Source organism: Phenylobacterium haematophilum (genome assembly GCF_014196295.1).
Classification (GTDB): Bacteria; Pseudomonadota; Alphaproteobacteria; order Caulobacterales; family Caulobacteraceae; genus Phenylobacterium; species Phenylobacterium haematophilum.
In genome coordinates this window covers 435,889-459,403 of the sequence record NZ_JACIDK010000001.1, presented here as the reverse complement: position 1 = coordinate 459,403, position 23,515 = coordinate 435,889, and the positions used below count along the sequence as shown (strand labels likewise).

Genomic DNA, 23,515 nt, shown 5'->3' with positions numbered 1-23,515 from the left:
CGTCAGTAGTCCTTGCGCCAGCGAACGGCGAGCTTGCCGTCCCCCTGGCTGGCCAGTTTCGAGATGATGGACAGGCTGCGGCCGAGTCGCCACTCTACCTGTGCGGAAGGCCCCTCGCGCCCTCCCCCGGTGATTTCGAGATAGACGTCGTCGGTCAAGTACTTGCCGCCCGATACGGTGACCCCCGACTCGTCGCCGCCCGCCAGGGACAGCCTGTCGAGGCCCGCAAACGTGCGCAGGTTGCCGACTACGTCGAAGCCTCCGCCACCCGCCAGTGACGATAGCGCCGAAGCCAGTTGCGCGGCTTCCAGCGGCGAGAGCTGGGAGGCCGAGCGTCCGAACAGAACCTGCGACAACACCTCGTCATTCGGCAAAGTCGGCACCGAGGTCAGGGTGATCTCGGGCTTGGCCGCAGTGCCGCGAATGCGAACGACGGCGGTCAGCGAGGGATCGTCCCGCGTCGCCGACAGGTCCAAGCGGATCGCCTGTGGCGAGGTCGCCAGATAGACCACACCACGGTCGTCGAACTCGAAGCGCTTGCCTGCAAAGTCGTACTCGCCACGCACCACACGCGCCGTTCCAGAAAGAGTGGGCCGGGCCGTGCTTCCGCCGACCCTGGCGTCCAGCGACAGTTCCACGTCCAGCCCCTTGCCGCGCAGGTAGATTCGCCGCGGGGCCTTGAGCGTGACGTCGAGAGTTATCGCCGCCCCGCGGCGCGCCACCGGCTGCAGCGAACCCGAGATGTCGACAGGTTTGTTGCGCTCGATGACGTCCATGTTCACGACACCGGAACCGCCGGTCAACTTGGCGGCCACGTCGGCACGGTCGATGATCAGGTCGCCCGCCAGCCGCACCTTGCCGTCAGCGGCGCGGTCGAGGGTGGCCTGGCCGGACGCCGAGGCGGTGGCCAGATCGTTGTCGATCAGCCTGAAATTCTTCAGGTCGAGCTTAAAGGTCGAGGCCCCGTTGCGGAGCAAGCTGAGCCGGCCGGCACCGGCCAGCGAGCCGCCATGCCCATCGGCGCCAGTCGCGTGCACTATGTTGACCGCGTTGTCGGCCAGGGTCGCGCGCAGCGTTACGTCGGTAAGCACCAGACCCGTCGCACCGTCGGAGAAGCGGCCATTGTCGACCTCGGCCTGCCCCACGGCGCGCGGGTCGGCAAGGGTCCCGCTGAGCGTACCTTGCATCTGGACGTGTCCAGCCAGTTCGCGTTCGCCACCGACCAGCAGGTCCCACAGCGGCTTCACCTCGCCATCCGCAAAGAACTTGCCGCGCATCGGCTGCGTCCGGACGATCGCGACGCGGAACGGACTGGCGCTGCTCTCTGTCGGCAGGGTCACCTGGGCGTTGGCGCGCAGCCCGTGCTCGTTGGTCACTGCGGCGTCAAGTTCGAGGAAATCTCCGGCCAGCTTGGCCTTAAGCACCCCGTCCAGGCCCTGCTCGCGAGGCGACCCGCGGCCGCGGGCGTCGTCGAGATTGGCCTCCAGCGTACCCGCCAGTTGGCCGCCGCGTCCGGTCAGGGTGAGCGTGCCGTCGGCCCGGCCCGTCAGGTCGGCGTTCACGAGTCCAAGCCCGAGGTTCTGCACTTTCGCGCGGACGTCAGAAGCGTCCTTTTCGAGGCTCGCGTCAAAGTCGATTCGTCCGCCGTCCGAGGCGACCAGCCGCAGGTGCGCGCTGCGCTCGCCCCCGCCGAACCTTACGACCGCCGGCTCGATGGTCTTCATGTTCCGGCGTCCGTAGCTCCCATCCCCTGCAAAGGTCAGCTCGTATCCCTGATCCCGCGCCGCGAGCGTCCCGCCGCCATCCAGGCGCCAGCGCTCGCTGGCCGATACGCCCTGCAGACGGGCCTGATAAGGCAACCGCGCCAAGGGTCCGTCTGCTGTCACCGCACCGCTGCGCACCGCGAAGCGAGACCCGGGCAGCACCGCGTCGTTGGCGGTCAGATTCAGCGTGGCGCGCGGCCCGCCTGACGCATCGACGATCTTCACCGCCCCTGCGATCACCCCGCCATCAAGGAACGCCCCTTTGGCGACCCGGACCTTCAGGTCGGCCGCCGAGGGTGTCGCCTTGCGCAGCGATACCGCGCCGCTGGCGGTCAACCCGCCAGCGTCGAGCGATAGCTCCGACAGATCGACGCCGCCGCGTGGGAAGCTGAAAGCCGAGCGCGCCGCCGCCGGGCCGAACTCGCTGGCCGCCGTCATCGCGACGACGCCGCTGGAGCCGTTGGCGCCGCGCATGAAACTCAGGGTCAGCTTGGCGTCCTTCAGCGGCAGGCGCGGGAGGTCGATAGCCTCGATGTCCGCCAGCAGGTCGGCGCGCGGCGACGCAGGTCTCCCAGTGATGGCGCCCGTGCCGCTGGCCTTGCCGGTGATCTCGACGGGGCCGGCGCGGAACGGACCGTTCGCCGACCAATCGAGCTTGAAGCGCATGTCGCCGGCTTCATCGAGCACCCCGGCCGTCGTCGCCTTGATCGCCGCACCGTCAAGCGAGCCGCGGGAGATCGAGACCTTGCGGCCGGCCACGTCCGCCCGAGCCTGCAAACTGGGCGTGGGGCCGAGCACACGATCGAGCTCCGAAAAGCCGGACGCGAACCGCGCGCCCTTGGCGTCCACGGTCAAGGCCCAAGGCTTACCGGCCCCGCCCTGGCTAGCCGACCAATCGGCGGTGAGCGCGCCGCTGGCGCCGGCGCGGGCGGCCGCCAGGTTGGAGAACGCCGCCCTGCCTTTGAAATTGAGACCGCCGAGCAGACTGCGGCGGCCGCTCGCGTCGACCTTCAGCCCGGCGCCCGTCGCCTCGACCTTGCGCAGCAACAGGCGGCCGTCGGCCAGGCGCGCCGCATCGATCACGGCCGTCGGCCGCGCGCCCAGCAGCGCCGCGGCCAGCCCGGAGCCGCGCCCCCCCGCCCCCGCTAGCCGCCCTTCGATCGCCAGCACCTTGTCCTTACGAGTCAGCGCGAACGGGCCGGAGATTCGATCCAGGTCATACTGGCCGAGCTTCAGGCGGGCGACATCAGCCGTGCCTGCGAACCGCAGATCATCCAGCGTCCCGGCGAGCACGCCATCGATGCGCCCGAGGCCCATGGAGGGCCCGCCGGTGATCTTCGACAACTCCCGCGCCGAGGCGGTCAGCGCCACGCCCTTCGGTCCCGTCCGGCGCTCGCCGAGGTTCGCCTTGCCCTTGGCCGCGACCACCAAGTTGTCGGAGGTCAGGTCGGCCTCCAAGTTGAACAGGCCCTGCTCGGCCTTGGCGCCCGTCACCACGAACTGGACCTGCGGCCCGAGCCTCGCCACGAGCGCCTGCGTGTGGGTCGAGGCGCCCAACTCGACGCGCCCCTGGGCCGATCCACCGTCCGGTCCCCATACGCCCGATGCGTCCACCGGCCGCGTCACGCCGCTCTCGGCGACGGCCGAGAACCGGCCGGTCGAGGCCTCGCCCTTGGCGCGCACGTGCAGCAGGAACGGCTGGTCCGGCGCAAGGCCCAACGCCCCGGCCAGAGCGCCGCCTTGCGCTTCGCGCGCGTCGGCTTCCAGAACCAGCGGACGTCCGCCGCCGAAATCGAACTTGGCGGCCAGATGATCGCCGGGATGGAGAACGCTGGCCGCCTTTGCCGCGCCCTTTTGGCCGCCGTTGCGGCGCATGAGCTCGACAGCGGCCTCGACGTCGTAGACGCCGCGTGTCCGTGCTAATTCCGGCATCAGTTCAACCCGGCCGCTCGCACGGTCGATGACGATGTCGATCGGCATCCCCGCAGAGGGGCGCTTGGGCTCAGTTACTGGCCGGCGATAGACGATCAGATGTTCGGCCGTCACGTCGGTGGCGTGGAACCTCCGCTGCCGGAGGTCCCCGAACGCCCATTTCAGGCGTAGGTTGCGGCCCTCAAGCCATATCCCCTTGGGATCGCGAATCTCGACCTTCCGGACGCTGAAGTCACGCCAGACGTCGCCGCTCAGTCCTTCGATGTAGAGCCTGCCGAACCGGCCGACCTTCAGGCCGTTGGCCCGTGTCTCGATGATCGACCGGCCCTGCGGCGAAAGCGCCCCGTAGCGTCCGGCGAGCAGCGCGCCGGCGGCCAGGGCCACGATCAGCGCGCAGGTCATAAGCACAACCAGGCCCCAGCGCCTGCGGACCTTCTTCTTCGGCGCGGTCGGCGCCTGTTCGATCTCGTTCGGGGTCTCGGTCAAAAGCTCTGCCCGATGCTGAGATAGATCTGGAAGGCCGGGTCGCCTTCACGCTTGTCCAGCGGAACGGCGATGTCGGCGCGGATCGGGCCGAACCCGAGATCGTAGCGAACGCCCACGCCGACGCCGACGCTGAAGTCGTCGCCGGTCGGGAACTCATTGGCGCCCACAGCGCCTGCGTCCACAAAAGCGACGACGCCCCACCGCTCACCGACCCTCTGACGGAGCTCGAGCGACGTCTCAAGCAGCGAGATGCCGCCTTCCGGGGTGTTGTCGATGTCGCGGGGCCCGATGGCCTGATAGGCGTAGCCGCGGACTGAGCCGCCGCCGCCGGCATAGAAGCGCCGGGACGCCGGGACTTCGGGGATGCTGCCGCCGATCATGGCGCCGGCCTTGACGCGGCCGGCGAGCACCGTGCGCGCCTTGGCGTCGAATGGGACGTAGATCGTGCCTTGGCTCTGGACCTTCAGATAGGCCATGCTCTCGTCGCCGATCAGGTAGGTAGGCTCGGCCCGCACGTCGAGACGCCAGCCCCGCTTGGGATCCAGCGGATCGTCGGAGCGGTCGAGCGCCCCGGCCGCGAGCCCGGCGATGGTCATCAGGTCCTCGCCCAGCGACGACACCAGAACGGTCTGCTTTTCCTCGACCTTGCCGTAGTCGAGCGAGCCGCCGAGCGTGACGTACGATGTCTTGCGGAAGCGCCGCGTGACGTCGGCGCGAACGCCGACGCCGGTTTCGTCATAGGCGTCTGTACGGTTAGAGTAGGCCCCGCCGCCAGCCTTGAACGTCTGCTGCGGTCGCCGCCAGTGTGGGAGGGTCAACTCCGCCCCAAGGCGACTGTCGATGTTAGACGCGCGCGCGAGCAAGGTCAGCGTGTCGGCCCTGCCTAGTACGTTGTAGCGCGTCCAGCGCGCGTCGGCGCCGAAGCCCTCGGTGGTCGAGTAGCTCGCGCCAAGTTCCAGGGTCCGCGGCTTACGATCGGCCAGGCTCAGAAGGATCGGCCGGCGGCCATCGGGCTCTGCCTGATCCCTTGGGGCCAGCGACACCGTGACGGAATCATAGACGCCGGTGTCGAGGAGCCGGCGCTCGAGCTCCCCGACATCCTCCGGATCGTAGACTTCGCCAGGTCTCCATGGCGCCAGGCTTTCCAGCCAGCCTGGGCGGCTGCGGCCGGATTCACCGACGATCTTCAGTCCGTCCAGACGCACCAGCTCGCCGGCCGCGATCTTGTAGGTCGGCTGCACGGTGCGATCAGCGTGATCGACGATGACCTCCCGAGGCTGAGCAGCGGCGTCCGCATAGCCGCGCTTCTGGACCGCCGCTACGATCCGGCCTTCGGCGTTGATGACGTCGACGGCGCGGCCTGGGGCGCCGGTGGCCAGACCCATCACCACTTCGCCCGACTGGCGAACGCTCTCGAGGGGTTCTGGCGCGATCCAGTCGATCTGCGGGTCGGACAGTGTGAACAGCGGCCCGGGCGTGACGCGGACAATGGCGGTCGGCGGATCGCCATCGCCGACGTCGGGCTCCACTTCGTAGGCGTAGTATCCCTCGGACCGCAGCACCGCGATCGCGTCCTCGCCGGCCTCGTTGGCCCGACGCCTTGCTTCGAAGCGGTTGGAGATCGGCTTGTCGGTCTCACCGATGGCGCGGACGATCGCCTCGCGCAGTTGGCCGTCGAGCTGCCCTTCGATGGTCGCACGTGGGGATTCGGCTCGAGCCGTCCCAGACGCACAAATGGCCGCCGAGGCGGCGACCGCGACGACCAATCGTCCCACGCCAATCCTTTCACATGCGCCCCGCCCATGGGTGTAGCCCGCGTCGCGCTCGCCTGTCACCCACCACCGATAGATGAAGGCGCCACACGCACAGGCGCCAATCTGCACAATTCGTGGGCGCCCGCGCAGGGCGCTGCGGCTGGATCGGATTTCTCGCCTCAATTGCTCCCGCCTTTCCTAAGCTTTCCCAGCGAACCGCAGGAAAGGGCTGGCGGGTGGAGTACGGCGTGGCGACCCAGGACCCTGAATGCACAGCGGATGCGCAGGCGGCCCCACCGTCCGTGACCCCGTATGACGAAATGCTCACCGGCGCCGGCGAGGTGCGCGAACACTACGCGGGACTGCACCAGCGCATAGCGACCCTAGCCTCGGCTGAAATGGCCGAGCGTCAGCGGACGCTCGAACGCTACTTCCTGCTCCAAGGCATCACCTTCACCGTGTACGGCGGCCAGAGCAGCACCGAGCGGATCATTCCGACAGACCTCCTGCCCAGGATCATTCCGGCGGCGGAGTGGGAGCGGATCGAGGCGGGACTGACCCAGCGTCTGCGCGCGCTGAACATGTTCCTGGCCGACGTCTACGGCGCGCAGCAGATCCTGATGGACGGCGTGGTGCCGCGCGAACTGGTGCTGGGCGCGCCCTCGTACCGGCGGGAAATGCAGAACCTCTACGTGCCGCACGAAGCCTACGCCAACGTCTGCGGATCGGACTTGATCCGCCAACCGGACGGCGCCTTTGCCGTGCTCGAGGACAATCTGCGCGTCCCGTCCGGGGTCTCCTACATGCTGGCCAACCGCGAAGCCTCGCGGCGCACCTTCCCGGGATCCTTTCGCGAAGCTGGCGTGCGGGCCATCGATCGCTATCCCGACCTGCTGCTGAGCACCCTGAAGAGTATGGCCGCAGATTGGCGGCCCAACCCCCAGATCGTGGTGCTGACCCCGGGGGTCTACAACTCCGCCTACTATGAGCACGCCTATTTGGCGCGGCTGATGGGGTGCCCGTTGGTCGAAGGCCGCGACCTCGTCGTGCACGACAACATGGTCTACATGCGCACCACGACCGGTCTGAGACGCATCGACGTGATCTATCGGCGGGTCGACGACGACTTCATCGACCCGCTCACCTTCCGCCGCGACTCGGCGCTGGGATCGGCGGGCCTGTTCAACGCCTACCGGGCCGGCAACGTCGTCATCTGCAACGCGCCCGGCACCGGCGTCGCCGACGACAAGGCGGTCTACGCGTACGTCCCCGCGATCATCCGCTACTACCTGGGCGAGGACGCCATTCTGCCGAACATCGAGACCTATCTCTGCCGCGAACCGACGCAGATGGCGCACGTGCTGGCCAATCTAGACAAGCTGGTGGTCAAGGCGGTCGGCGCATCGGGCGGCTACGGCATGCTGGTGGGACCGCACGCCAGCCGCAAAGAACGCGAGGCCTTCGCCGCGGCGATCGCTGCCGATCCCGCCAACTACATCGCGCAGCCGACGATCCAGCTTTCGACCGCCCCGTGCCTGATCGATGGCGTCATCGAGCCGCGCCACGTCGATCTGCGCCCCTTCATCCTTTCGGGCGAGAAGATCGCGGTGACGCCGGGGGCCCTGACCCGGGTGGCGCTCAAAAAGGGATCCTTGGTCGTGAATTCCAGTCAGGGCGGCGGCTCGAAGGACACCTGGGTGTTGGAATCGACGCCGAAAGGAGCCCGGCCATGATGCTCGCCCGCGTAGCCGACAGCCTCTACTGGATCGGCAGGTACGTCGAACGCGCCGAACACCTGTGCCGTCTGAGCGACGTGATGCTCAACGCGACGCTGGACCGCAACGAGGCGGCGGGCCTCGTCTCGCACATCGTACTGTCGGCCGTAGGCGACGCTGAACTGCACAATGCGGATGATCCCTATCAACTCGCCCTGGCCCTGGCGCTGGACCGCCACAACAGCGGGTCGATCGTCTCCTCACTGGCGCTCGCCCGAGAAAACGCCCGGCAGGTCCGCGACCAGATCACGACAGAGACGTGGGAGCGGCTCAACATGCTGCACCTGCGGGTCACGGCCAGCGACGCGCCGCGAGCATTCGAAGACGGCCCCTCGGCGTTCCTTCACGAGATCATCGCCGACCTGCATCTGTTCAAAGGTGCCGCAGACGCAACCATGAGTCATGGCGAGGGATGGCGCTTCCTGCTGCTCGGCGTGCACCTGGAACGCGCTCAGCTTATCGGCCGCCTGCTGGAGGCCTGTTTCGGTCTGCGCCGCGCGCCTGAGGACCACATGGCGCTCATGGGCGTGCTGCGGATGAGCTGCGCGCTGGAACCGTACTTGCGCCGTTTCACCTCAGACGTTCAGCCGCGCAAAGTGCTTGAGTTCCTGCTTCTCGACGAGGAGTTTCCCCGTTCGATGCGGTTCTGCACGGCGCGGATCGAAGAATACCTAAGCTCGGCCGCGCGCCATGCTGACGCCGGCGGACACTCGCCGCCCGAGCGCCTCGCTGGACGCCTGCGCGCGCGATTACAGTACGCCGACATGGATGAGTACGACGGCGCCAGCGGCCTGATCTCCAGCGTGCTGGAAGACTGCGCCGCGCTGCATCGCTCGATCTACGACACCTTTGTGGCCTACTCCCTGGAAACCCGGCTCCCGGCCTAGGAACCCACCGTCCCATGCTTCTCGAAGTCCGGCACGTCACGCAATACCACTACGCCGAACCCGTGCGCGAAAGCGTGATGGAGGTTTGGATGCAGCCCCAGAAGGCCGCCCGCCAGCGCCTGGTTTCCTTCGATCTGGATGTAGATCCGGCGGCGCAGCTGTTTTCCTACGCCGACCCGTTCGGCAACGCGGTCTATCATTTCGACGTCCCGCACCCACACGACCGACTGCGCATCGTCGCCAACGCCGCGGTCGAGACTCAGGCGCCGCCCGTCCTGCCCGACGGGCTTGATCATGGCGAATGGGACCGCCTGCGCAGCGATTTCGTGCGCGGCGAGAATTTCGACTTCCTGTCCTTCGGCGGCTTCGCCGTGGAGACCGACGCCCTGCGCACCTACGTCGCCGAGCACCAGTTGGACGAACTGCGCCGACGCGACCCGCTCAACGCGGTGCGGGCGCTGTCGGAGACCATCTACACCTCGTTCGACTACGAGCCGGGGGTCACCCACGCCGACAGCCCGATCGATCTGGCGCTCGGCGCCGGCCGCGGCGTCTGTCAGGACTTCGCCCACATCATGATCGCGATCTGCCGCAGCTGGGGCGTTCCGGCTCGCTACGTCTCCGGCTATCTCTTCACCGACCGCCAGTCCGGCGACCGCTCAGATCCGGACGCCACCCATGCCTGGGTCGAGGTCTTCCTGCCGTCGTTGCGCTGGGTCGGCTTCGACCCCACCAACAACGTGCTGGCCGGCGAGCGCCACATCGCCGCCGCCGTTGGCCGCGACTACAATGACGTGCCGCCCTCGCGGGGGGTCTACAAGGGCGACGCCGAGAGCCAGTTGGCGGTGGGCGTATCTGTCCGCCGCGCCCGCGCGGCCCCGACTGAGCCCGAGTTCATACGAATGGCCCAACCCTCGTTCGCACGCGGCGGACGGCGGCGGCCGGCCGGGGTTCCAGGCTACGACCAGCAGCAGCAGCAGCAGTAGCCCGTCAGTCGAAGGGAAAAGTCGCCATGACCACACCCGTGGTCGCATCGCCGCCCGCCGCCCAGTAGGCGGCGCGGGCGGCGGTGTTGCTCTCGTCGGTCAGCACCCAGGCCTCGGAACACAGCGCCGGATCAACCGCCCGGTCGAACACGTCGATTGCGACCCGCCCCAGCACCCTCAGGTCGCCTGATCCCAAAAAGCGAACAATGGGTTCGCCCCGCGTCGCTAGGCCGGGAAAACGTAGGCGCGCCCAACCGAAAGGCTGAGCTGTGCGCCCGGGCGCAGATCGGCGACGGCCTGGCGAGCGAAGGCCGCCTCCAGGCGCAGGCCGCTCGGCGTGATCCCGTCGATCCGCGCCACTGCGCCCTGGGGAGCGATATGATTGGCCACGAACCCAAAGCTCCCCTCGCCGGCTGTCGGCGACAGCACCAGCTCGTGCGGCCGCACATAGGCGACGGCCGCGCCGTCGGCCACGCCGGCGGCGACGAACTGCACCTCGCCGCGGCGGAAACGCCCGTCCTTCACCTCGCCCTCGAGGCGGTTGGATTCGCCCACAAAGCCGGCCACGAACGCGCCACGTGGGTTGTCGTGAATCTCCTGCGGCGCGCCCACCTGCTCGATCGCGCCCTGGTTCAGGATCGCGACGCGGTCAGCCAGTTCCAGCGCTTCTTCCTGGTCGTGAGTCACGAAGATCGTCGTGACGCCGGTCGCGTCGTGGATGCGGCGCAACTCCTTTCGGAGGGACTTGCGGACGGTCGCATCGAGCGCGCCGAACGGCTCGTCGAGCAGCAGCACGCTCGGATTCACCGCCAGCGCGCGGGCCAGAGCGACCCGCTGGCGTTGGCCGCCGGATAGCTGGGCGGGGAAACGCTTGCCCAGATCGCCTAGTTCGACCAGCCGCAGCAACTCGTGGACCCGTTGAGTGATCTCGGCCTTGCTCGGCTTGGACGCGCCTTTGCGCACGTCGAGACCAAAAGCGACGTTCTTGGCGACCGTCATGTGCCGAAACAACGCGTACTGCTGAAACACAAAGCCCACACGACGCACAGCGGCGCCTGCGTAAGTCATGTCCTGATCGCCGTAGAGAACCTGGCCGCTGTCCGGGAATTCCAGCCCGGCGATAACCCGAAGCAGCGTGGTCTTGCCCGAACCCGACGGACCGAGCAGCGCAAGCAGTTCGCCGTCGGCGATCTCAAGGCTGACGCTGTTGAGCGCAGGATACCGCCCAAAGGTCTTCTCCACCGAACGGATGGAAATGGTCATTTGCAGCGTCTCGCGATCAATGACGGCCCGGCCGCGACGGCGGCTGAGCGATTTCAAGCAGGGTCTTCAGCACCAGGGTGACGACCGCCAGGAAGCAGAGCAACGCCGCGACGGCGAATGCGCCGACGAAATCGTACTCGTTGTAGAGGATCTCCACGTGCAGCGGCATCGTGTTGGTCAGGCCGCGGATGTGCCCAGACACCACGGAGACCGCGCCGAACTCGCCCATCGCCCGAGCGTTGCAGAGGAGGACGCCGTAGAGCAGGCCCCAGCGGATGTTCGGCGCCGTCACGCTCCAGAAGGTCCGCAGACCCGAGGCGCCCATCGAGACCGCCGCCTCCTCCTCATCGACGCCTTGTTCCTGCATCAGCGGGATCAGTTCGCGGGCGACAAACGGGAAAGTCACGAAGATCGTCGCCAACACGATGCCGGGAACGGCGAAGATGATCTTGATGTCGTGATCGATCAGCCAGGGGCCGAACCAACCCTGAGCGCCGAACACCAGCACGTAGATCAGGCCGGCGACGACCGGCGACACCGAGAACGGCAGGTCGATCAGCGTGATCAGGAAGGGCTTGCCCGGGAACTCGAATTTGGCGATCGCCCACGACGCGCAGACCCCGAACACGATGTTGAACGGCACGGTGATCGCCGCGGTGATCAGGGTCAGCCTGATCGACGCGCGGGCGTCCTCGTTCCCGATCGCCTCCAGGGCGGCGGGCAGTCCCTTGCGCAGGGCCTCGAAGAACACCGACACCATCGGCAGCACGAGGACCGAGGCGAGAAAGGCCGCGACCATCGCCAGGATCAGCGCCTTGGCCCAGGGCGAATCTTCGGTGGGGTGGCGTAGCCGGCTCATGCGGCGAGCCTCCGCGCCCAGGCCTGAACGGCGTTGATGACGAACAGCATCAGGAACGAGACCGACAGCATGACCACTGCGATCGTCGCCGCGCCGGCGTAGTCGTACTGCTCGAGCTCAATGATGATCAGCAACGGCGCGATCTCGGATTTGTAGGGCATGTTGCCGGCGATGAAGATCACCGAGCCGTATTCGCCGACCGCGCGCGCGAAAGCCAGGGCGAAGCCGGTCAGCCAGGCCGGCGCGAGGGCCGGCAGAATGACCCTTGCGATCGTGTCGAGGCGCGTGGCGCCAAGACTTGCGGCCGCTTCCTCGACGTCTGCGGCGAGGTCCCGCATCACGGGCTCCAGCGTGCGAACGACGAACGGCAGACCGATGAAGGTCAGCGCGACGATCACGCCCAGCGGCGTATAGGCGATCTTGATCCCGGCCGGGGCGAGCAGCGCCCCGATCCAGCCGTTTGGCGCATATAGGGTGGCGAGGGCGATGCCGGCCACGGCAGTGGGCAAGGCGAACGGCAGGTCGATGATGCCGTTCACCAGGCTCTTGAAGGGAAACTGATAGCGGACCAGCGCCCATGCGGTCAGCAGGCCGAAAAGCCCGTTGATCAGCGCGGCGATTAGCGCCGCGCCGAACGACAGCCGATAGGCGGTCAGGGCCCGCTCGTTAAACGCCGCCTGCAGGAATTCCGCGGCCGACTGCTCGGAGGCCTTTAGCGCAACGGCCGACAAGGGGATCAGCACGATCAGTGACAAGAGCGCGAGCGTGAGGCCCATGGTGAGCGAGAAGCCAGGAATCGCCGAGCGCCGCCGGATCAGCGGCCTTCTTGACGCGACGCGATCGGTCGGCGTGGTCGCCGTCATCTTTACAGCCCCGGTTCAGACGCATAACGCCGAGACGCGAGGTTCGCTGCGTCCAGCAGGGGGCCTGGCTAATTCCTACAGCGCCCATAGACAATATAGTTTTTCTTACATCGCTGAACGAAAGCCTGAGCAGCCTTGAACAGGCGCTGCGAGCGCGTGGGGCGGCAGATGTTGGGATGCAGAGGAATTGGTAGGCCGGGTGAGGTTCGAACTCACGACCATTCGATTAAAAGTCGAATGCTCTACCACTGAGCTACCGGCCCACGTCGCCCCGCCCCGAGGGGCGGCGGCGAAGAGGCGCGGACCATATGCGGGCGGCTTGCGCGGAGCAAGAGCGCTGCTGCAGCTTTCCAACAGGTTCTCCCTGCCCTTAGCATCGGCCAATGCGCGATTTCGTTCCTGTCCTGATTCCGCTTCTGCTCGTCGGCGGCTGCGTCACCGCGCCGGCGGACGGCTCGGCCAAGATCCAGACGACGTCGGAGGCGAAACGCGAAAGCATGCAGGGGGCCGTTTCGGCGCCGCTGCGCGACGTCAATCTGCTGCAGACGAAGATTCCGACCGTGCTGCTGGAGGCGATGGCCGACCCCTATCAGCGGCCGCACGCGGCGACGTGCGAAGCCATCGCCGCGGCGATCCTGCCGCTGAACGGCGCGCTAGGCGCGGATCTGGACGAACCCGTCGTGGACGAAGACGACCTGATGGATCGCGGCAAGGGCGCGGCCCTGGGAGCGGTCGCGGGCCTGGCCTCGGACGTGATTCCCTTCCGCGGATGGGTGCGCAAGCTCTCCGGCGCCGAGCGCCACGACAGTCTGGTCACGGCCGCCATCACCGCCGGCGGCGTCCGGCGCGCCTACCTCAAGGGCCTGGGCGAAGCCCGCGGCTGCCCCCCGCCGGCCACGCCGTCGCACATCCTGACCGGCGCGCCGGTGAAGTCGCAGGAACTGAAGCCCCGCTATCCGGTGCGCTGACGGGCTTTGAACTCGCGACGGAACTGCTCGAACCGCCCCTCGGCGATGGCCCCGCGCATGGCGGCTGTCAGTGCCTGGAAGTGGGCGATGTTGTGCCAGGAGAGCAGCACTTGGCCGAGGATCTCCTCGGCCTTCACCAAGTGGTGCAGATAGGCCTTCGAATAATGCGACGAGGCCGGACAGTCGCTGGTCTCGTCGAGCGGCGTATCATCTTCGGCGAAGCGAGCGTTTTTCAGGTTGATCGCGCCCTCCCAGGTCCACGCTTGGCCATGACGGCCTGACCTGGTCGGAAGCACGCAGTCGAACATGTCCACGCCGCGGGCGACGGCTTCCACGAGATCAATCGGTTTGCCGACCCCCATCAGGTAGCGCGGCCGGTCCACCGGCAGCATGGCCGGCGCGTAGTCGAGCACCTCGCACATCGCCTCGTGACCCTCGCCCACCGCCAGTCCGCCCAGCGCATAGCCGTCGAAGCCGATCTCGATCAGGCGTTCGGCGGACTCCTTTCGCAGATGTTCGAAGGTCGATCCTTGCTGAATCCCGAACAGGGCTTGGCCTTCGCGCGCGCCGAAGGCGTCCTTGGAACGCTTTCCCCAGCGGGCCGAAAGCTGCATCGCCTGGCGCGCACGCCCTTCCTCCGCCGGCCACGCCACGCACTCGTCGAGTTGCATGACGATGTCCGAGCCCAGCAGGTCGGCCTGGATCTCGATCGAACGTTCCGGGGTGAGCACATGCTTCGAGCCGTCGATATGGCTCTGGAAGGCCACCGATTCTTCGGTGACCTTCGCGATCTTCGACAGCGACATGACCTGGAAGCCGCCGGAATCCGTCAGGATCGGCCGCTCCCAGCGCATGAACTTATGCAAGCCGCCCAGACGCGCGACCCGTTCGGCGGTCGGACGCAACATCAGGTGATAGGTGTTGCCCAGAATGATGTCGGCGCCGGTCGAGCGCACCTGTTCGACCGTCAGCGCCTTCACCGTCGCAGCAGTCCCGACGGGCATGAAGGCCGGGGTCCGGATATCGCCGCGTGTGGTTTTCAGCACGCCTGTGCGCGCCGCGCCGTCGGTGGCGGCGATCTCAAAGGGGAATGCGGCCACTAGTTGGCTCTCCACAGCAGGCTGGCGTCGCCGTAGGAATAAAACCGATATCCGTCGGCGATGGCGTGGGCGTAGGCCGCTCGCATCGTCTCCAGGCCGGCGAAGGCGCTGACCAGCATGAACAGGGTCGACTTCGGCAGGTGGAAGTTGGTCATCAGCCCGTCAGTCGCGCGGAAGCGATAGCCCGGGGTGATGAAGATCGCGGTTTCGGCGGCGAAGGGGCGCACGACGCCGTCCTCGCCGGTGGCGCTCTCGATCAGGCGCAGAGACGTCGTGCCGACGCAGACGATGCGCCCCCCTGCCGCCTTGGCCGCATTGAGGGCCGAGGCCGTCGCCGCGTCGACCTCGCCGTATTCGGCGTGCATGCGGTGTTCCGACAGGTTTTCGGTCTTAACCGGCAGAAATGTGCCGGCGCCCACGTGCAGCGTCACGAACTGCAGCGTGACGCCCATGGCTTTGAGCTCGTCGAGCAGGCGCGGCGTGAAGTGCAGGCCCGCGGTCGGCGCTGCGACCGAGCCTTCCTCGTCGGCGTAGACGGTCTGATAGTCTGCCCTGTCCTGGGCGTCCTCGCCGCGCTTGGCGGCGATATAGGGCGGCAACGGCATGGCGCCGCGCTCGGCGATGGCCGCATCGAGGTCCGGCCCGGCGAGGTCGAAGCCGAGTGTCACCTCTCCCCCCTCGCCCTTCTCGATGACGGTCGCGTCGAGCGCGCCCAGCAGGCAGGCGCGATCGTCGGTCGAGCCGAACCGCACCCGATCGCCCGGCGCGAGCTTCTTGCCCGGCTTCATGAAGGCGGACCAGCGCGATGGCGACAGACGCTTGTGCAGGGTGGCCTCGACGGCGACGTTCGAGCCCTCGCGAACACGCCGACCTTTCAGGCGCGCCGGGATCACCCGGGTGTCGTTGAGCACCAGCACGTCGCCGGCCCGCAGTTGCGCCGGCAGATCGGCGACGGTCAGATCGCGCAGCGGCGAGCCCTTCGAGACCAGCAGCATGCGCGCGGCGTCGCGGGGCGTGACCGGCCGCAGGGCGATGCGGTCGTCGGGAAGGTCGAAGTCGAAGTCGGAGAGCTGCATGGACGCGCTTGAAGCGCACGGGCCGGCGCACCCGTCAAGCGTGGCCGCGTGTAAGCTCGCGCCATGAGCCTCGTGCGATTCGTCCTCCGCGGCGTCGTCCTGCCGCTTGGCGCGCTGTCCGCCGCGGCCGCCATCGCCGCGCAGGGCGGGCGTTTCAGTGACCGCCTCGACGTCCTGACCCACTTCGCGCCGCTCTACCTTGCAGGCGGCACGGTGACGCTGGCGGCGGCGATCTTCGCCCATCGCCGGCTGGTTCCGGCCCTGCTCGGCGCCGCCGCGGTGATCGGCAGCCTGGCGTTGATGCTGCCGGAACTGTTGCGGCCGCAAAGCCCGCCTCTCGCGCCCGGCGCGGCGGGCCAGATCAAGCTCATTCAATTCAATGCGGCCCGCGACAGCCAGGGGCTGGAGCAGCGCCTCGCCTGGCTGGCGACCGAGGATCCCGACGTCCTTGTCGTCGAGGACTCCCGCGCCGTCTTCCAGACTGCCGTCACCCAGCGGCTCGGGCGACAGATGGCCTGCGGCAAGACCTGCGAAGTCGCGATCTTCACGCGCGCGCCGGCCAAGCAGATCGAGGCGCCGCGGCGCGGCCGCAAGGGCTTGGGCCCGGCCGTCACCATCGCTCACCTGCCCGGGATCGGCGGCGAATACACCGTGGTCGGCATCCACTATGTCTGGCCCACCGACATCCAGACCCATGCCGAGAACAGCGCCCGCCTGCTGGAACTGATGAAGGACCGCCCGCCCGAGCGGGTCATCCTGGTGGGCGACTTCAATTCGACCCCGTGGTCGTTCTCGCGCCGGCGCGAAGACGCCGCGCTCAGGCTGGAAAGGCGCACGCGAGCCCTGCCGACCTATCCGGCGAACGGGCCGTTCGGCCTTGCCGTATTGCCGATCGATCATGTCTATGCCGGATCGGGCTGGGGCACGGTCTCCATCACCAGGGGGCCGCGGCTGGGCTCGGATCACTACCCCGTCGTCGCCGTCCTCAGCCCAAGACCGAAGTAGCCGATGCGTTCGCTGCGTTTGTTAATCACCAGCCTGATGGTCCTGACGGCGTTCGGCTGCGCGGCCTGGGCGCTGGCTGCGCACGGCGGGCGTTGGAGTGTTCGGCTCGACGTCCTGACCCACTTCGCGCCGATGCTGCTGGCGTTGTCTCTGGTTCCGGCGATCTACGGCCTGGTGTTCGCGCGCCGCGGCGCGCGCCTGCTTCTGACCGGTGTTTCGATCATCGCGATCGCGGCTTTTGGCGCGCTCCTCGTCCCCGAGTATATGCGGCCAGCCAGTCCGCCGGCCGTTGACGATGCGGCGGGCCAGATCAAGCTGATCCAGTTCAACGCCTGGGAACGCAACCGCCGCGAGGTCGAGACCGTCGCTTGGTTGCGCGCCCAGGATCCGGACCTCCTGGTGGTCGAAGAGGCCAGCGTCATCGCTCCGGCCCTCAAGCGCGCCTTTGACGGCTACTATGTCAGCTGCGGCGACTGCAGCGTGATGATCTTCTCCAAGGCCAAGCCTGTCGCCAACGACGTCCCAGTCCCGCCCGGAGTGGATCACGTCCGTCCGCCGATCGCCGGCGCCACGTTCCGAGACGCCCACGGCGAGTTCAGCGTCTTCGGCACCCACTACATTTGGCCGATCTACGGCGGCTGGCAGCAGGCCCAGGGCCGGGTGGTCGCCGACCTGCTGAACCGCTTCCCGAAGGAGCGCCTGATCCTGTCGGGCGACTTCAACTCCACGCCCTGGTCGTTCAGCCGCCGCCACGAAGATGCGATGTTCGGACTGGAGCGTCGGACCCATGCGCTGTTCACCTGGCCAGCCGACCGCGGCCCGGCGGGCATGGGCCTCCCCTTCGCGCTGCTGCCGATCGATCATGTCTACGCCGGGCCCGGGTGGCGCACGGTCCGCGTCGAACGCGGGCCGCTGCTGGGCTCGGACCACTACCCGGTGATCGTCACCCTGGCGCCTTTACCGTAAGACTAGGCGAGCCTTGTGCAGCGCCTCGCGCAGTTCGGTGCGGCGTTTCAGGAAATTGCTCTCGCTCTCGTCGCGTCGCAGTTCGAGCGCTCGCTTCTCGACTGCGATCCGGGCCAGTTCTGCGGCGTGACGTTCGGCGGCGGCCTCCAGTTCGGCCTCAAGGTCGGCGATCCTGCGTAGCTGTGCGGGGGTAGGTCCACGTGGCTTGGAAGGCGCAGCCTTTGAAGGCGTCGGCGTAGCCGGCTTGACCGCCGGCCGGCGCTTGGGAACCAGCGGTGTGACCTTCGACGGTCGCCGCAGTACATGTCCGGGCTCAGCGATGGCCGCGGCCACAAGATCGGGATCGTCGGTCTCGCGGGCGCCGCCGGACTGGAAGAGGTCCTGATGGGCGCCCCAGGCCGCGAGCGCCTTGGCCCGCGAGGTCGCCGCCACGACGTAGTCGGTGAAGCCGTCCGAGGTGACGAAGACCTTCAGCCGCGCCACCGGAGCCTCCTAGCTGAGCGACGCGAGCTCCCGCGTCAGGTTTTCCCGCGCCTGGGCGTCCAGCCATTCGGCGAACGCCGGATCGGGAAAGATAACCTGCGCATCGAGAAAGCGTTGCAGCACGCCGGACCTCCCCTTGCGCCAAAGCTCGTCGGGGACGTGGGCGTATTCTTCCCGGACGGCTTGCGCGTAGGCGTCGTAGCGGTCGGCGGGCGCGCCGAGGATCGCCAGGTCGATGGAGACCAGCAGCTCGCCGAGCCGGTCTTCTTCTTCGACCTCATGGCCGGCCGTCAGCATGATCAGCCGCGCGACTTCCTCGCGGGCGTGGATCGAGACCTCGAAGTCGCGCAGATCGGCCTTGGCCATCTGCGCGCTCCTGGCCTCATTGTCGGAGGCAGTGGGATCATAGACGGCGTCGTGCCACCAGATCGCATAGGTCAGGATCTGGCGCTCAGTGTCGGTCAGGTCGGGAACCTGATCGAGCAGCGCCAGGCACTGCTCGATATGGGCCCGTGTATGGTAGCGGCGATGCGGCTGCGCATACGCCGCTTCCAGGGACGGCGTCACGCGGCGTCGGCAGCGACGCGAGCGGACAGGATCTTGCCCGGAGCGCGCGGGGGCTCGCCCTTGGGCAGGGCGTCGACCGCATCCATGCCCTCGACCACTTCGCCCCAGACCGTGTACTGGCCGTCGAGGAAGGTGGCGTCATCCAGGCAGATGAAAAACTGGCTGTTGGCCGAGTGCGGCGCCGATGTGCGGGCCATCGAGCAGACGCCGCGGACGTGCGGCTCGCGCGAGAATTCGGCCTTCAGGTTCGGCTTGTCCGAACCCGAGGTGCCGGTGCCGGTCGGGTCGCCCCCCTGGGCCATGAAGCCGTCGATGACGCGGTGGAACACGACGCCGTCGTAGAAACCTTCACGCGCCAGCTCCTTGATGCGCTCGACGTGGCCGGGCGCCAGGTCGGGGCGGAGTTTGATCGTCACGGGCCCCGTGTCGAGGGTCAGGATAAGGGTGTTTTCCGGGTCCATCACTTCACCTCCGATGGGACTTTGATCTCGCAAACCGAGAAATTCTCACCCATTCGGGCGCGAACGCTTTCGATCTCGGCCTTGAACCAGGCGCTGCTGGGATCGATCACACGCACCTTGGGGCGTTCAGACGCGGGGATATCGGCCAGGATGCGGACCTTGTCCATCTTGTCCTGCGGCGGAGCCACCGGCTCGCCGACCTTGATGGCGCGCACGACGTCGAGACCCGCCACCACCCGACCCCAGCCGGTGTAACGTCGCTCGAGCGACGGATAGGTCTGACGCATCAGGAAGAACTGGCTGTTGGCGCTGTCCTCGCCCTGCCCACGGGCCATGGCTGCGACGCCAGGGCAGAACAGCGGCCATGCCGAGACCTTGCCATCGGCGGTCATCGCCATGAGCATCGGGCTCTGACTCTTCACCGGCAGCGATTTGATGAATCCGACCTGGGCCACATTCTGGTCGGCGGCCTGCACGAAGCCGGCGTCGGGTCCCAGACGGAACTGGAACTCCTGCGTCAGGTCCGGCTTGTCGCTGCCGCCGGTGCCGCGGTCCTCGGGATCGCCCGTCTGGGCCATGAAGTCATCGATGACCCGAAAGAAGCTGCGACCGTCATAAAAGCCGGCGCGGGTCAGTTCCCTGAGACGCTGCACATGGGCAGGCGCAGCCTCGGGCAGCATCTCGACGATGATCCGCCCCTTGTTGGTGTCGATGACCAGCAGGTCATCCGGATTGGGGGTGCGCCAATCCGCGGCCGAGGGCGCGGGCGCAGTTGCAGGGAGCTTTGCGGCAGGCGCCTGGGCGGCGGCCGGAGCCGCCATGGCCAGGACGGCGGCGGTGAGCGACAGGGTTCGGATCATGCGCCCCTCGTAGCGGGCAACGCGCGACACCGCCAGCCCGTCCGCCGTCGTCAGCCGCGGCCGACCTTGGCCATCAGCGCGTCCTTGATCGTCGGGCTCACGAACTTGCTGATGTCGCCGCCCAGCACGGCGATCTCTTTCACGAGCTTGGAGGAAATGGCCTGGTGGCGCGGGTCGGCCATCAGGAACACGGTCTCGACCTCGCGGTCGAGCTGCTGGTTCATCGCCGTCATCTGGAATTCGTACTCGAAGTCGGCCACGGCCCGCAGGCCGCGAACGATGACCTGGGCGCCGATTTCGCGGGCGTAGTGCATCAACAGCCCTTCGAACGGCTGGACGACGATCTCGGCCCGATCATTAAGGTGCTGTGTGGCCTCGCGCAGGATCGAGACGCGCTCTTCGAGCTCGAACAGGGGGCCTTTGCCGGCGTTGATCGCCACGCCGATGACCAGCTTGTCGACCAGCTTCACGGCCCGGCCGATGATGTCGGTATGGCCATTGTGGATCGGGTCGAAGGTCCCCGGATAGAGCCCCACACGCGTCATTCGACGTCTCCCCCTGTTGCGGTGCAGCAGGATTTCACCGGCGCGAGCCACGAATGCAAGCCCAAATCTCACCCGCAACCGATTGATGAACCAACGGTTGCGGGCGTCAGGCGTTACGCGGCCTCTCTATTCCGCCGCGTCATCCTCGATCTCGACGTCGTCCCCGCCGCCCTGGTCGGCCAGGCGCTCAACGGATACGACGTGTTCGTCTTTGCTGGTCCGGAAAATCGTGACGCCCGAAGTGTTGCGGCCAACCATCCGGACCTGATTGACCGGCGTGCGGATCAGTTGCCCCTGATCGGTCACGAGCAAGATCTCGTCGTCCTCTTCGACCGGGAACGAGGCGGCCAGGCGGCCGCCCTTCTTGGTCAGGTCCTGGGCCAGCAGGCCCTGCCCGCCCCGGCCCGTGCGGCGGAACTCGTAGGCTGAGCTGCGCTTGCCGAAGCCCTCGGTGGAGACCGTGAGAATCACTTCCTCCGCCGCGCCCAGCTCGACGAACCGCTCCTGGCTCAGGTCGACGTCGCCGCCCTCGGCCTCCTCGTCGTCAGCCGGCCCGGCGTCCTCGACGTCCTCGCCGGTCGCCCGACGTAGCGCATTGGCCTGCTTCACATAAGCAGCGCGTTCGGCCGGGCTCGCCTCGACAGACCGCAGAACCGCCATGGAAATCACGCTGTCCCCGTCGGCCAGACGGATGCCGCGCACGCCAGTCGAATCGCGGCCGGCGAACACGCGCACCTCTTCGGTCGCGAAGCGGATGCAGCGGCCCAGCGCCGTGGTCAGCAGGATGTCGTTCTGCTGCGCGTTGCAGAGACCGACGCCGATGATCGCATCGCCGTCGTCCAGCTTCATCGCGATCTTGCCGTTGCGCTTGATGCCCTGGAAATCGCTGAGCTTGTTGCGACGGACGTTGCCCGAACGGGTGGCGAACATCACGTCGTACTGATCCCAGGCGGCCTCGTCCTCGGGCAGCGGCAGGATCGAGGTGATGCTTTCGCCCGTCTCGATCGGCAGCAGGTTCACGAAGGCCTTGCCGCGCGAATTGGGGTTGCCGACCGGCAGACGCCAAACCTTCAGCTGATAGACCTTGCCGCCCGACGAGAAGAACAGCATCGGCGTGTGGGTGTTGGCCGAGAACACGCGGGTGACCGCATCCTCGTCCTTGGTCGCCATGCCCGCGCGCCCCTTCCCGCCTCGATGCTGGGTGCGGTAGGTGGCCAGCGGCGTGCGCTTTACGTAGCCGCCGTGGGTCACGGTGATGACCATGTCCTCGCGGGCGATCAGGTCCTCGTCCTCGACGTCGGCGTCGCCGTCGACGATCTCGGTGCGGCGCGGCACGGCGAAGGCGTCGCGCACGGCGACCAGCTCCTCGCGGACGATCGCCATGACGTTGGCGCGGTCCGACAGGATGGTCAGATGGCTCTGAATGGTGTCGGCCAGCTCACGGGCTTCGCCGAAGATCTCGTCGCGGCCGAGGCCGGTCAGGCGCGAGAGGGTCAGGGCGAGGATGGCGCGCGCCTGCTCCTCGGTGAGGTGGATCTTGCTCCCCTCGATCACGACCGTGCGCGGGTCCGCGATCAGTTCGACCAGGGGCATCATGTCGCCCGTCGGCCAGTCGCGGGCCACCAGGCGCTCGCGCGCCTCGGCCGGGTCCTTGGACGAGCGGATGATGTGGATGAACTCGTCGATATTGGCGACGGCGATGGCCAAACCGACCAAGACGTGGCCGCGGTCGCGCGCCTTGCCGAGCTCGAACTTGACGCGCCGGACGACCACTTCCTCGCGGAAGTCAACGAAAGCGACGACCAGGTCGCGCAGGTTCATCTCGCGCGGACGGCCGCGATCCAGGGCCAGCATGTTGACCGCGAACGACGACTGCAGCGGCGTGTAGCGATAGAGCTGGTTCAGGACGACGTCCGGCGAGGCCTCGCGCTTCATCTCGATGACGACGCGCATGCCGTCGCGGTCGCTCTCGTCGCGCAGGTCGGCGATGCCTTCGATCTTCTTCTCGCGCACCAGTTCGGCGATGCGCTCGACCATCGCCGCCTTGTTCACCTGATACGGGATCTCGGTGATGACGATGGCTTCGCGGTCCTTGCGGATCTCCTGGATGTCCGCCTTCCCGCGCATGATGACCGAGCCGCGGCCGGTCATCAGGGCGTTGCGGGCGCCCGAACGGCCGATGATCTCGCCGCCGGTCGGGAAGTCCGGCCCCGGCACGATGTCGAGCAGCGTCTCGAGGCTGACCTCGGGATTGTCCACATAGGACAGACAGGCGTCGACGACTTCGCCCAGATTGTGCGGCGGGATGTTGGTCGCCATGCCGACGGCGATGCCGCCGGCGCCGTTGACCAGCAGGTTCGGAATCCGCGATGGCAGGACCACCGGCTCCTGCTCGGTGCCGTCGTAGTTTTCCTTGAAGTCGACCGTGTCCTTGTCGAGGTCGGCGACGACCGACATCGCCGCCTTGCTCATCCGGCTTTCGGTGTAGCGCATGGCCGCCGGCGGATCGTTGTCGACCGAACCGAAGTTGCCCTGGCCGTCGATCAGCAGCAGGCCCATGGAGAACGGCTGCGCCATCCGGACCATGGTGAAGTAGATCGAGGCGTCGCCGTGCGGGTGATACTTACCCATGACGTCCCCGACCACGCGGGCCGACTTCACGTAGGAACGGTCGGGCGTATGGCCCTGCTCGTTCATCGAGAACAGGATGCGGCGGTGCACGGGCTTGAGGCCGTCGCGCGCATCAGGCAGCGCGCGGCTGACGATCACGCTCATGGCGTAGTCGAGATAGGAGCGCTTCAGCTCGTCTTCGATGGCGATAGGGGCGATGCCCCCACGCCGATCACCGTCCGGCGGGGTATGGGTTTCGTCGGTCAAGGAGAGGATTTAGCCGTTTAGAATCGGACACAAAGCTAG

At 67.5% G+C, this 23,515-nt stretch carries 20 protein-coding genes and 1 tRNA gene; 6 read left to right on the top strand and 15 right to left on the bottom strand.

The genetic code is table 11. The annotated features are described in order from the left end of the window. Positions 1–2: 2 nt before the first annotated feature. Positions 3–4,181 carry a translocation/assembly module TamB domain-containing protein gene (locus GGQ61_RS02365; RefSeq protein ID WP_246370421.1) on the bottom strand — a complete coding sequence of 1,393 codons (4,179 nt, stop codon included), beginning with the start codon at positions 4,179–4,181 and terminating at the stop codon, positions 3–5. Continuing rightward, positions 4,178–5,956, bottom strand: a complete 1,779-nt coding sequence (locus tag GGQ61_RS02360) for an autotransporter assembly complex protein TamA (RefSeq protein ID WP_425500946.1) — start codon at positions 5,954–5,956, stop codon at positions 4,178–4,180. The genes GGQ61_RS02365 and GGQ61_RS02360 overlap by 4 nt, the downstream gene beginning before the upstream one ends. Positions 5,957–6,255: 299 nt before the next feature. Between GGQ61_RS02360 and GGQ61_RS02355 the strand changes: the two genes are divergently transcribed. From GGQ61_RS02355 to GGQ61_RS02345, 3 genes are read left to right on the top strand one after another with little or no spacing between them, the layout of a single operon-like run. Next, the gene (locus GGQ61_RS02355; RefSeq protein WP_183770568.1) at positions 6,256–7,668 is read left to right on the top strand and encodes a circularly permuted type 2 ATP-grasp protein; all 1,413 of its coding nucleotides are present in this window, start codon (positions 6,256–6,258) and stop codon (positions 7,666–7,668) included. Beyond that, positions 7,665–8,597 carry an alpha-E domain-containing protein gene (locus GGQ61_RS02350; protein ID WP_183769767.1) on the top strand — a complete coding sequence of 311 codons (933 nt, stop codon included), beginning with the start codon at positions 7,665–7,667 and terminating at the stop codon, positions 8,595–8,597. The genes GGQ61_RS02355 and GGQ61_RS02350 overlap by 4 nt, the downstream gene beginning before the upstream one ends. Positions 8,598–8,611: 14 nt before the next feature. Further along, on the top strand, positions 8,612–9,583 hold the full coding sequence (locus GGQ61_RS02345) for a transglutaminase family protein (protein ID WP_183769766.1): 972 nt from the start codon (positions 8,612–8,614) through the stop codon (positions 9,581–9,583). Between the two features lie 4 nt (positions 9,584–9,587). Here the strand turns inward: GGQ61_RS02345 and GGQ61_RS02340 are convergent, their stop codons facing one another. The 5 genes from GGQ61_RS02340 to GGQ61_RS02320 all read right to left on the bottom strand — a co-directional run bounded on the left by GGQ61_RS02340 (position 9,588) and on the right by GGQ61_RS02320 (position 12,831). Beyond that, positions 9,588–9,758: a hypothetical protein gene (locus GGQ61_RS02340; RefSeq protein WP_183769765.1), complete on the bottom strand. Its 171-nt coding sequence runs from the start codon at positions 9,756–9,758 to the stop codon at positions 9,588–9,590. A 50-nt stretch (positions 9,759–9,808) separates the two neighbouring features. Next, on the bottom strand, positions 9,809–10,846 hold the full coding sequence (locus tag GGQ61_RS02335; RefSeq protein ID WP_183769764.1) for a sulfate/molybdate ABC transporter ATP-binding protein: 1,038 nt from the start codon (positions 10,844–10,846) through the stop codon (positions 9,809–9,811). A gap of 16 nt (positions 10,847–10,862) precedes the next feature. Beyond that, a complete protein-coding gene (gene cysW, locus GGQ61_RS02330; protein WP_425500945.1) occupies positions 10,863–11,705 on the bottom strand; it encodes a sulfate ABC transporter permease subunit CysW in 843 nt (280 codons plus the stop codon). After that, a complete protein-coding gene (gene cysT / locus GGQ61_RS02325; protein ID WP_183769763.1) occupies positions 11,702–12,568 on the bottom strand; it encodes a sulfate ABC transporter permease subunit CysT in 867 nt (288 codons plus the stop codon). The genes cysW and cysT overlap by 4 nt, the downstream gene beginning before the upstream one ends. 188 nt (positions 12,569–12,756) lie before the next feature. Beyond that, positions 12,757–12,831 (bottom strand) — tRNA-Lys (locus tag GGQ61_RS02320). Between the two features lie 120 nt (positions 12,832–12,951). Here GGQ61_RS02320 and GGQ61_RS02315 point away from each other — a divergent pair. Beyond that, positions 12,952–13,536: a hypothetical protein gene (locus tag GGQ61_RS02315; protein WP_183769762.1), complete on the top strand. Its 585-nt coding sequence runs from the start codon at positions 12,952–12,954 to the stop codon at positions 13,534–13,536. On the opposite strand, the gene tgt is transcribed toward GGQ61_RS02315, so the two are convergent. Next, the gene (gene tgt / locus GGQ61_RS02310) at positions 13,521–14,636 is read right to left on the bottom strand and encodes a tRNA guanosine(34) transglycosylase Tgt (protein ID WP_183769761.1); all 1,116 of its coding nucleotides are present in this window, start codon (positions 14,634–14,636) and stop codon (positions 13,521–13,523) included. The genes GGQ61_RS02315 and tgt overlap by 16 nt on opposite strands. Next, positions 14,636–15,712, bottom strand: a complete 1,077-nt coding sequence (queA, locus tag GGQ61_RS02305) for a tRNA preQ1(34) S-adenosylmethionine ribosyltransferase-isomerase QueA (protein ID WP_183769760.1) — start codon at positions 15,710–15,712, stop codon at positions 14,636–14,638. Before queA ends, tgt begins: the two co-directional genes overlap by 1 nt. A 63-nt stretch (positions 15,713–15,775) precedes the next feature. Here queA and GGQ61_RS02300 point away from each other — a divergent pair, with 63 nt between their 5' ends. Both GGQ61_RS02300 and GGQ61_RS02295 read left to right on the top strand, forming a co-directional pair. Next, the gene (locus tag GGQ61_RS02300; RefSeq protein WP_183769759.1) at positions 15,776–16,717 is read left to right on the top strand and encodes an endonuclease/exonuclease/phosphatase family protein; all 942 of its coding nucleotides are present in this window, start codon (positions 15,776–15,778) and stop codon (positions 16,715–16,717) included. 3 nt (positions 16,718–16,720) lie between these two features. Then, on the top strand, positions 16,721–17,683 hold the full coding sequence (locus tag GGQ61_RS02295; RefSeq protein ID WP_183769758.1) for an endonuclease/exonuclease/phosphatase family protein: 963 nt from the start codon (positions 16,721–16,723) through the stop codon (positions 17,681–17,683). Here GGQ61_RS02295 and GGQ61_RS02290 read toward each other — a convergent pair. The 6 genes from GGQ61_RS02290 to gyrA all read right to left on the bottom strand — a co-directional run bounded on the left by GGQ61_RS02290 (position 17,675) and on the right by gyrA (position 23,476). Continuing rightward, the gene (locus GGQ61_RS02290; protein WP_183769757.1) at positions 17,675–18,166 is read right to left on the bottom strand and encodes a hypothetical protein; all 492 of its coding nucleotides are present in this window, start codon (positions 18,164–18,166) and stop codon (positions 17,675–17,677) included. The two genes, GGQ61_RS02295 and GGQ61_RS02290, sit on opposite strands and share 9 nt — an antisense overlap. Positions 18,167–18,175: 9 nt before the next feature. Continuing rightward, the gene (locus GGQ61_RS02285; protein ID WP_183769756.1) at positions 18,176–18,733 is read right to left on the bottom strand and encodes a phosphohydrolase; all 558 of its coding nucleotides are present in this window, start codon (positions 18,731–18,733) and stop codon (positions 18,176–18,178) included. Continuing rightward, a complete protein-coding gene (locus tag GGQ61_RS02280) occupies positions 18,730–19,194 on the bottom strand; it encodes a peptidylprolyl isomerase (RefSeq protein ID WP_183769755.1) in 465 nt (154 codons plus the stop codon). The genes GGQ61_RS02285 and GGQ61_RS02280 overlap by 4 nt, the downstream gene beginning before the upstream one ends. Next, on the bottom strand, positions 19,194–20,054 hold the full coding sequence (locus GGQ61_RS02275; protein ID WP_183769754.1) for a peptidylprolyl isomerase: 861 nt from the start codon (positions 20,052–20,054) through the stop codon (positions 19,194–19,196). The genes GGQ61_RS02280 and GGQ61_RS02275 overlap by 1 nt, the downstream gene beginning before the upstream one ends. A 50-nt stretch (positions 20,055–20,104) precedes the next feature. Beyond that, positions 20,105–20,599, bottom strand: a complete 495-nt coding sequence (gene coaD / locus GGQ61_RS02270; protein WP_183769753.1) for a pantetheine-phosphate adenylyltransferase — start codon at positions 20,597–20,599, stop codon at positions 20,105–20,107. 126 nt (positions 20,600–20,725) lie between these two features. Then, positions 20,726–23,476 carry a DNA gyrase subunit A gene (gene gyrA, locus GGQ61_RS02265; protein ID WP_183769752.1) on the bottom strand — a complete coding sequence of 917 codons (2,751 nt, stop codon included), beginning with the start codon at positions 23,474–23,476 and terminating at the stop codon, positions 20,726–20,728. Between the last annotated feature and the right edge of the window lie 39 nt (positions 23,477–23,515).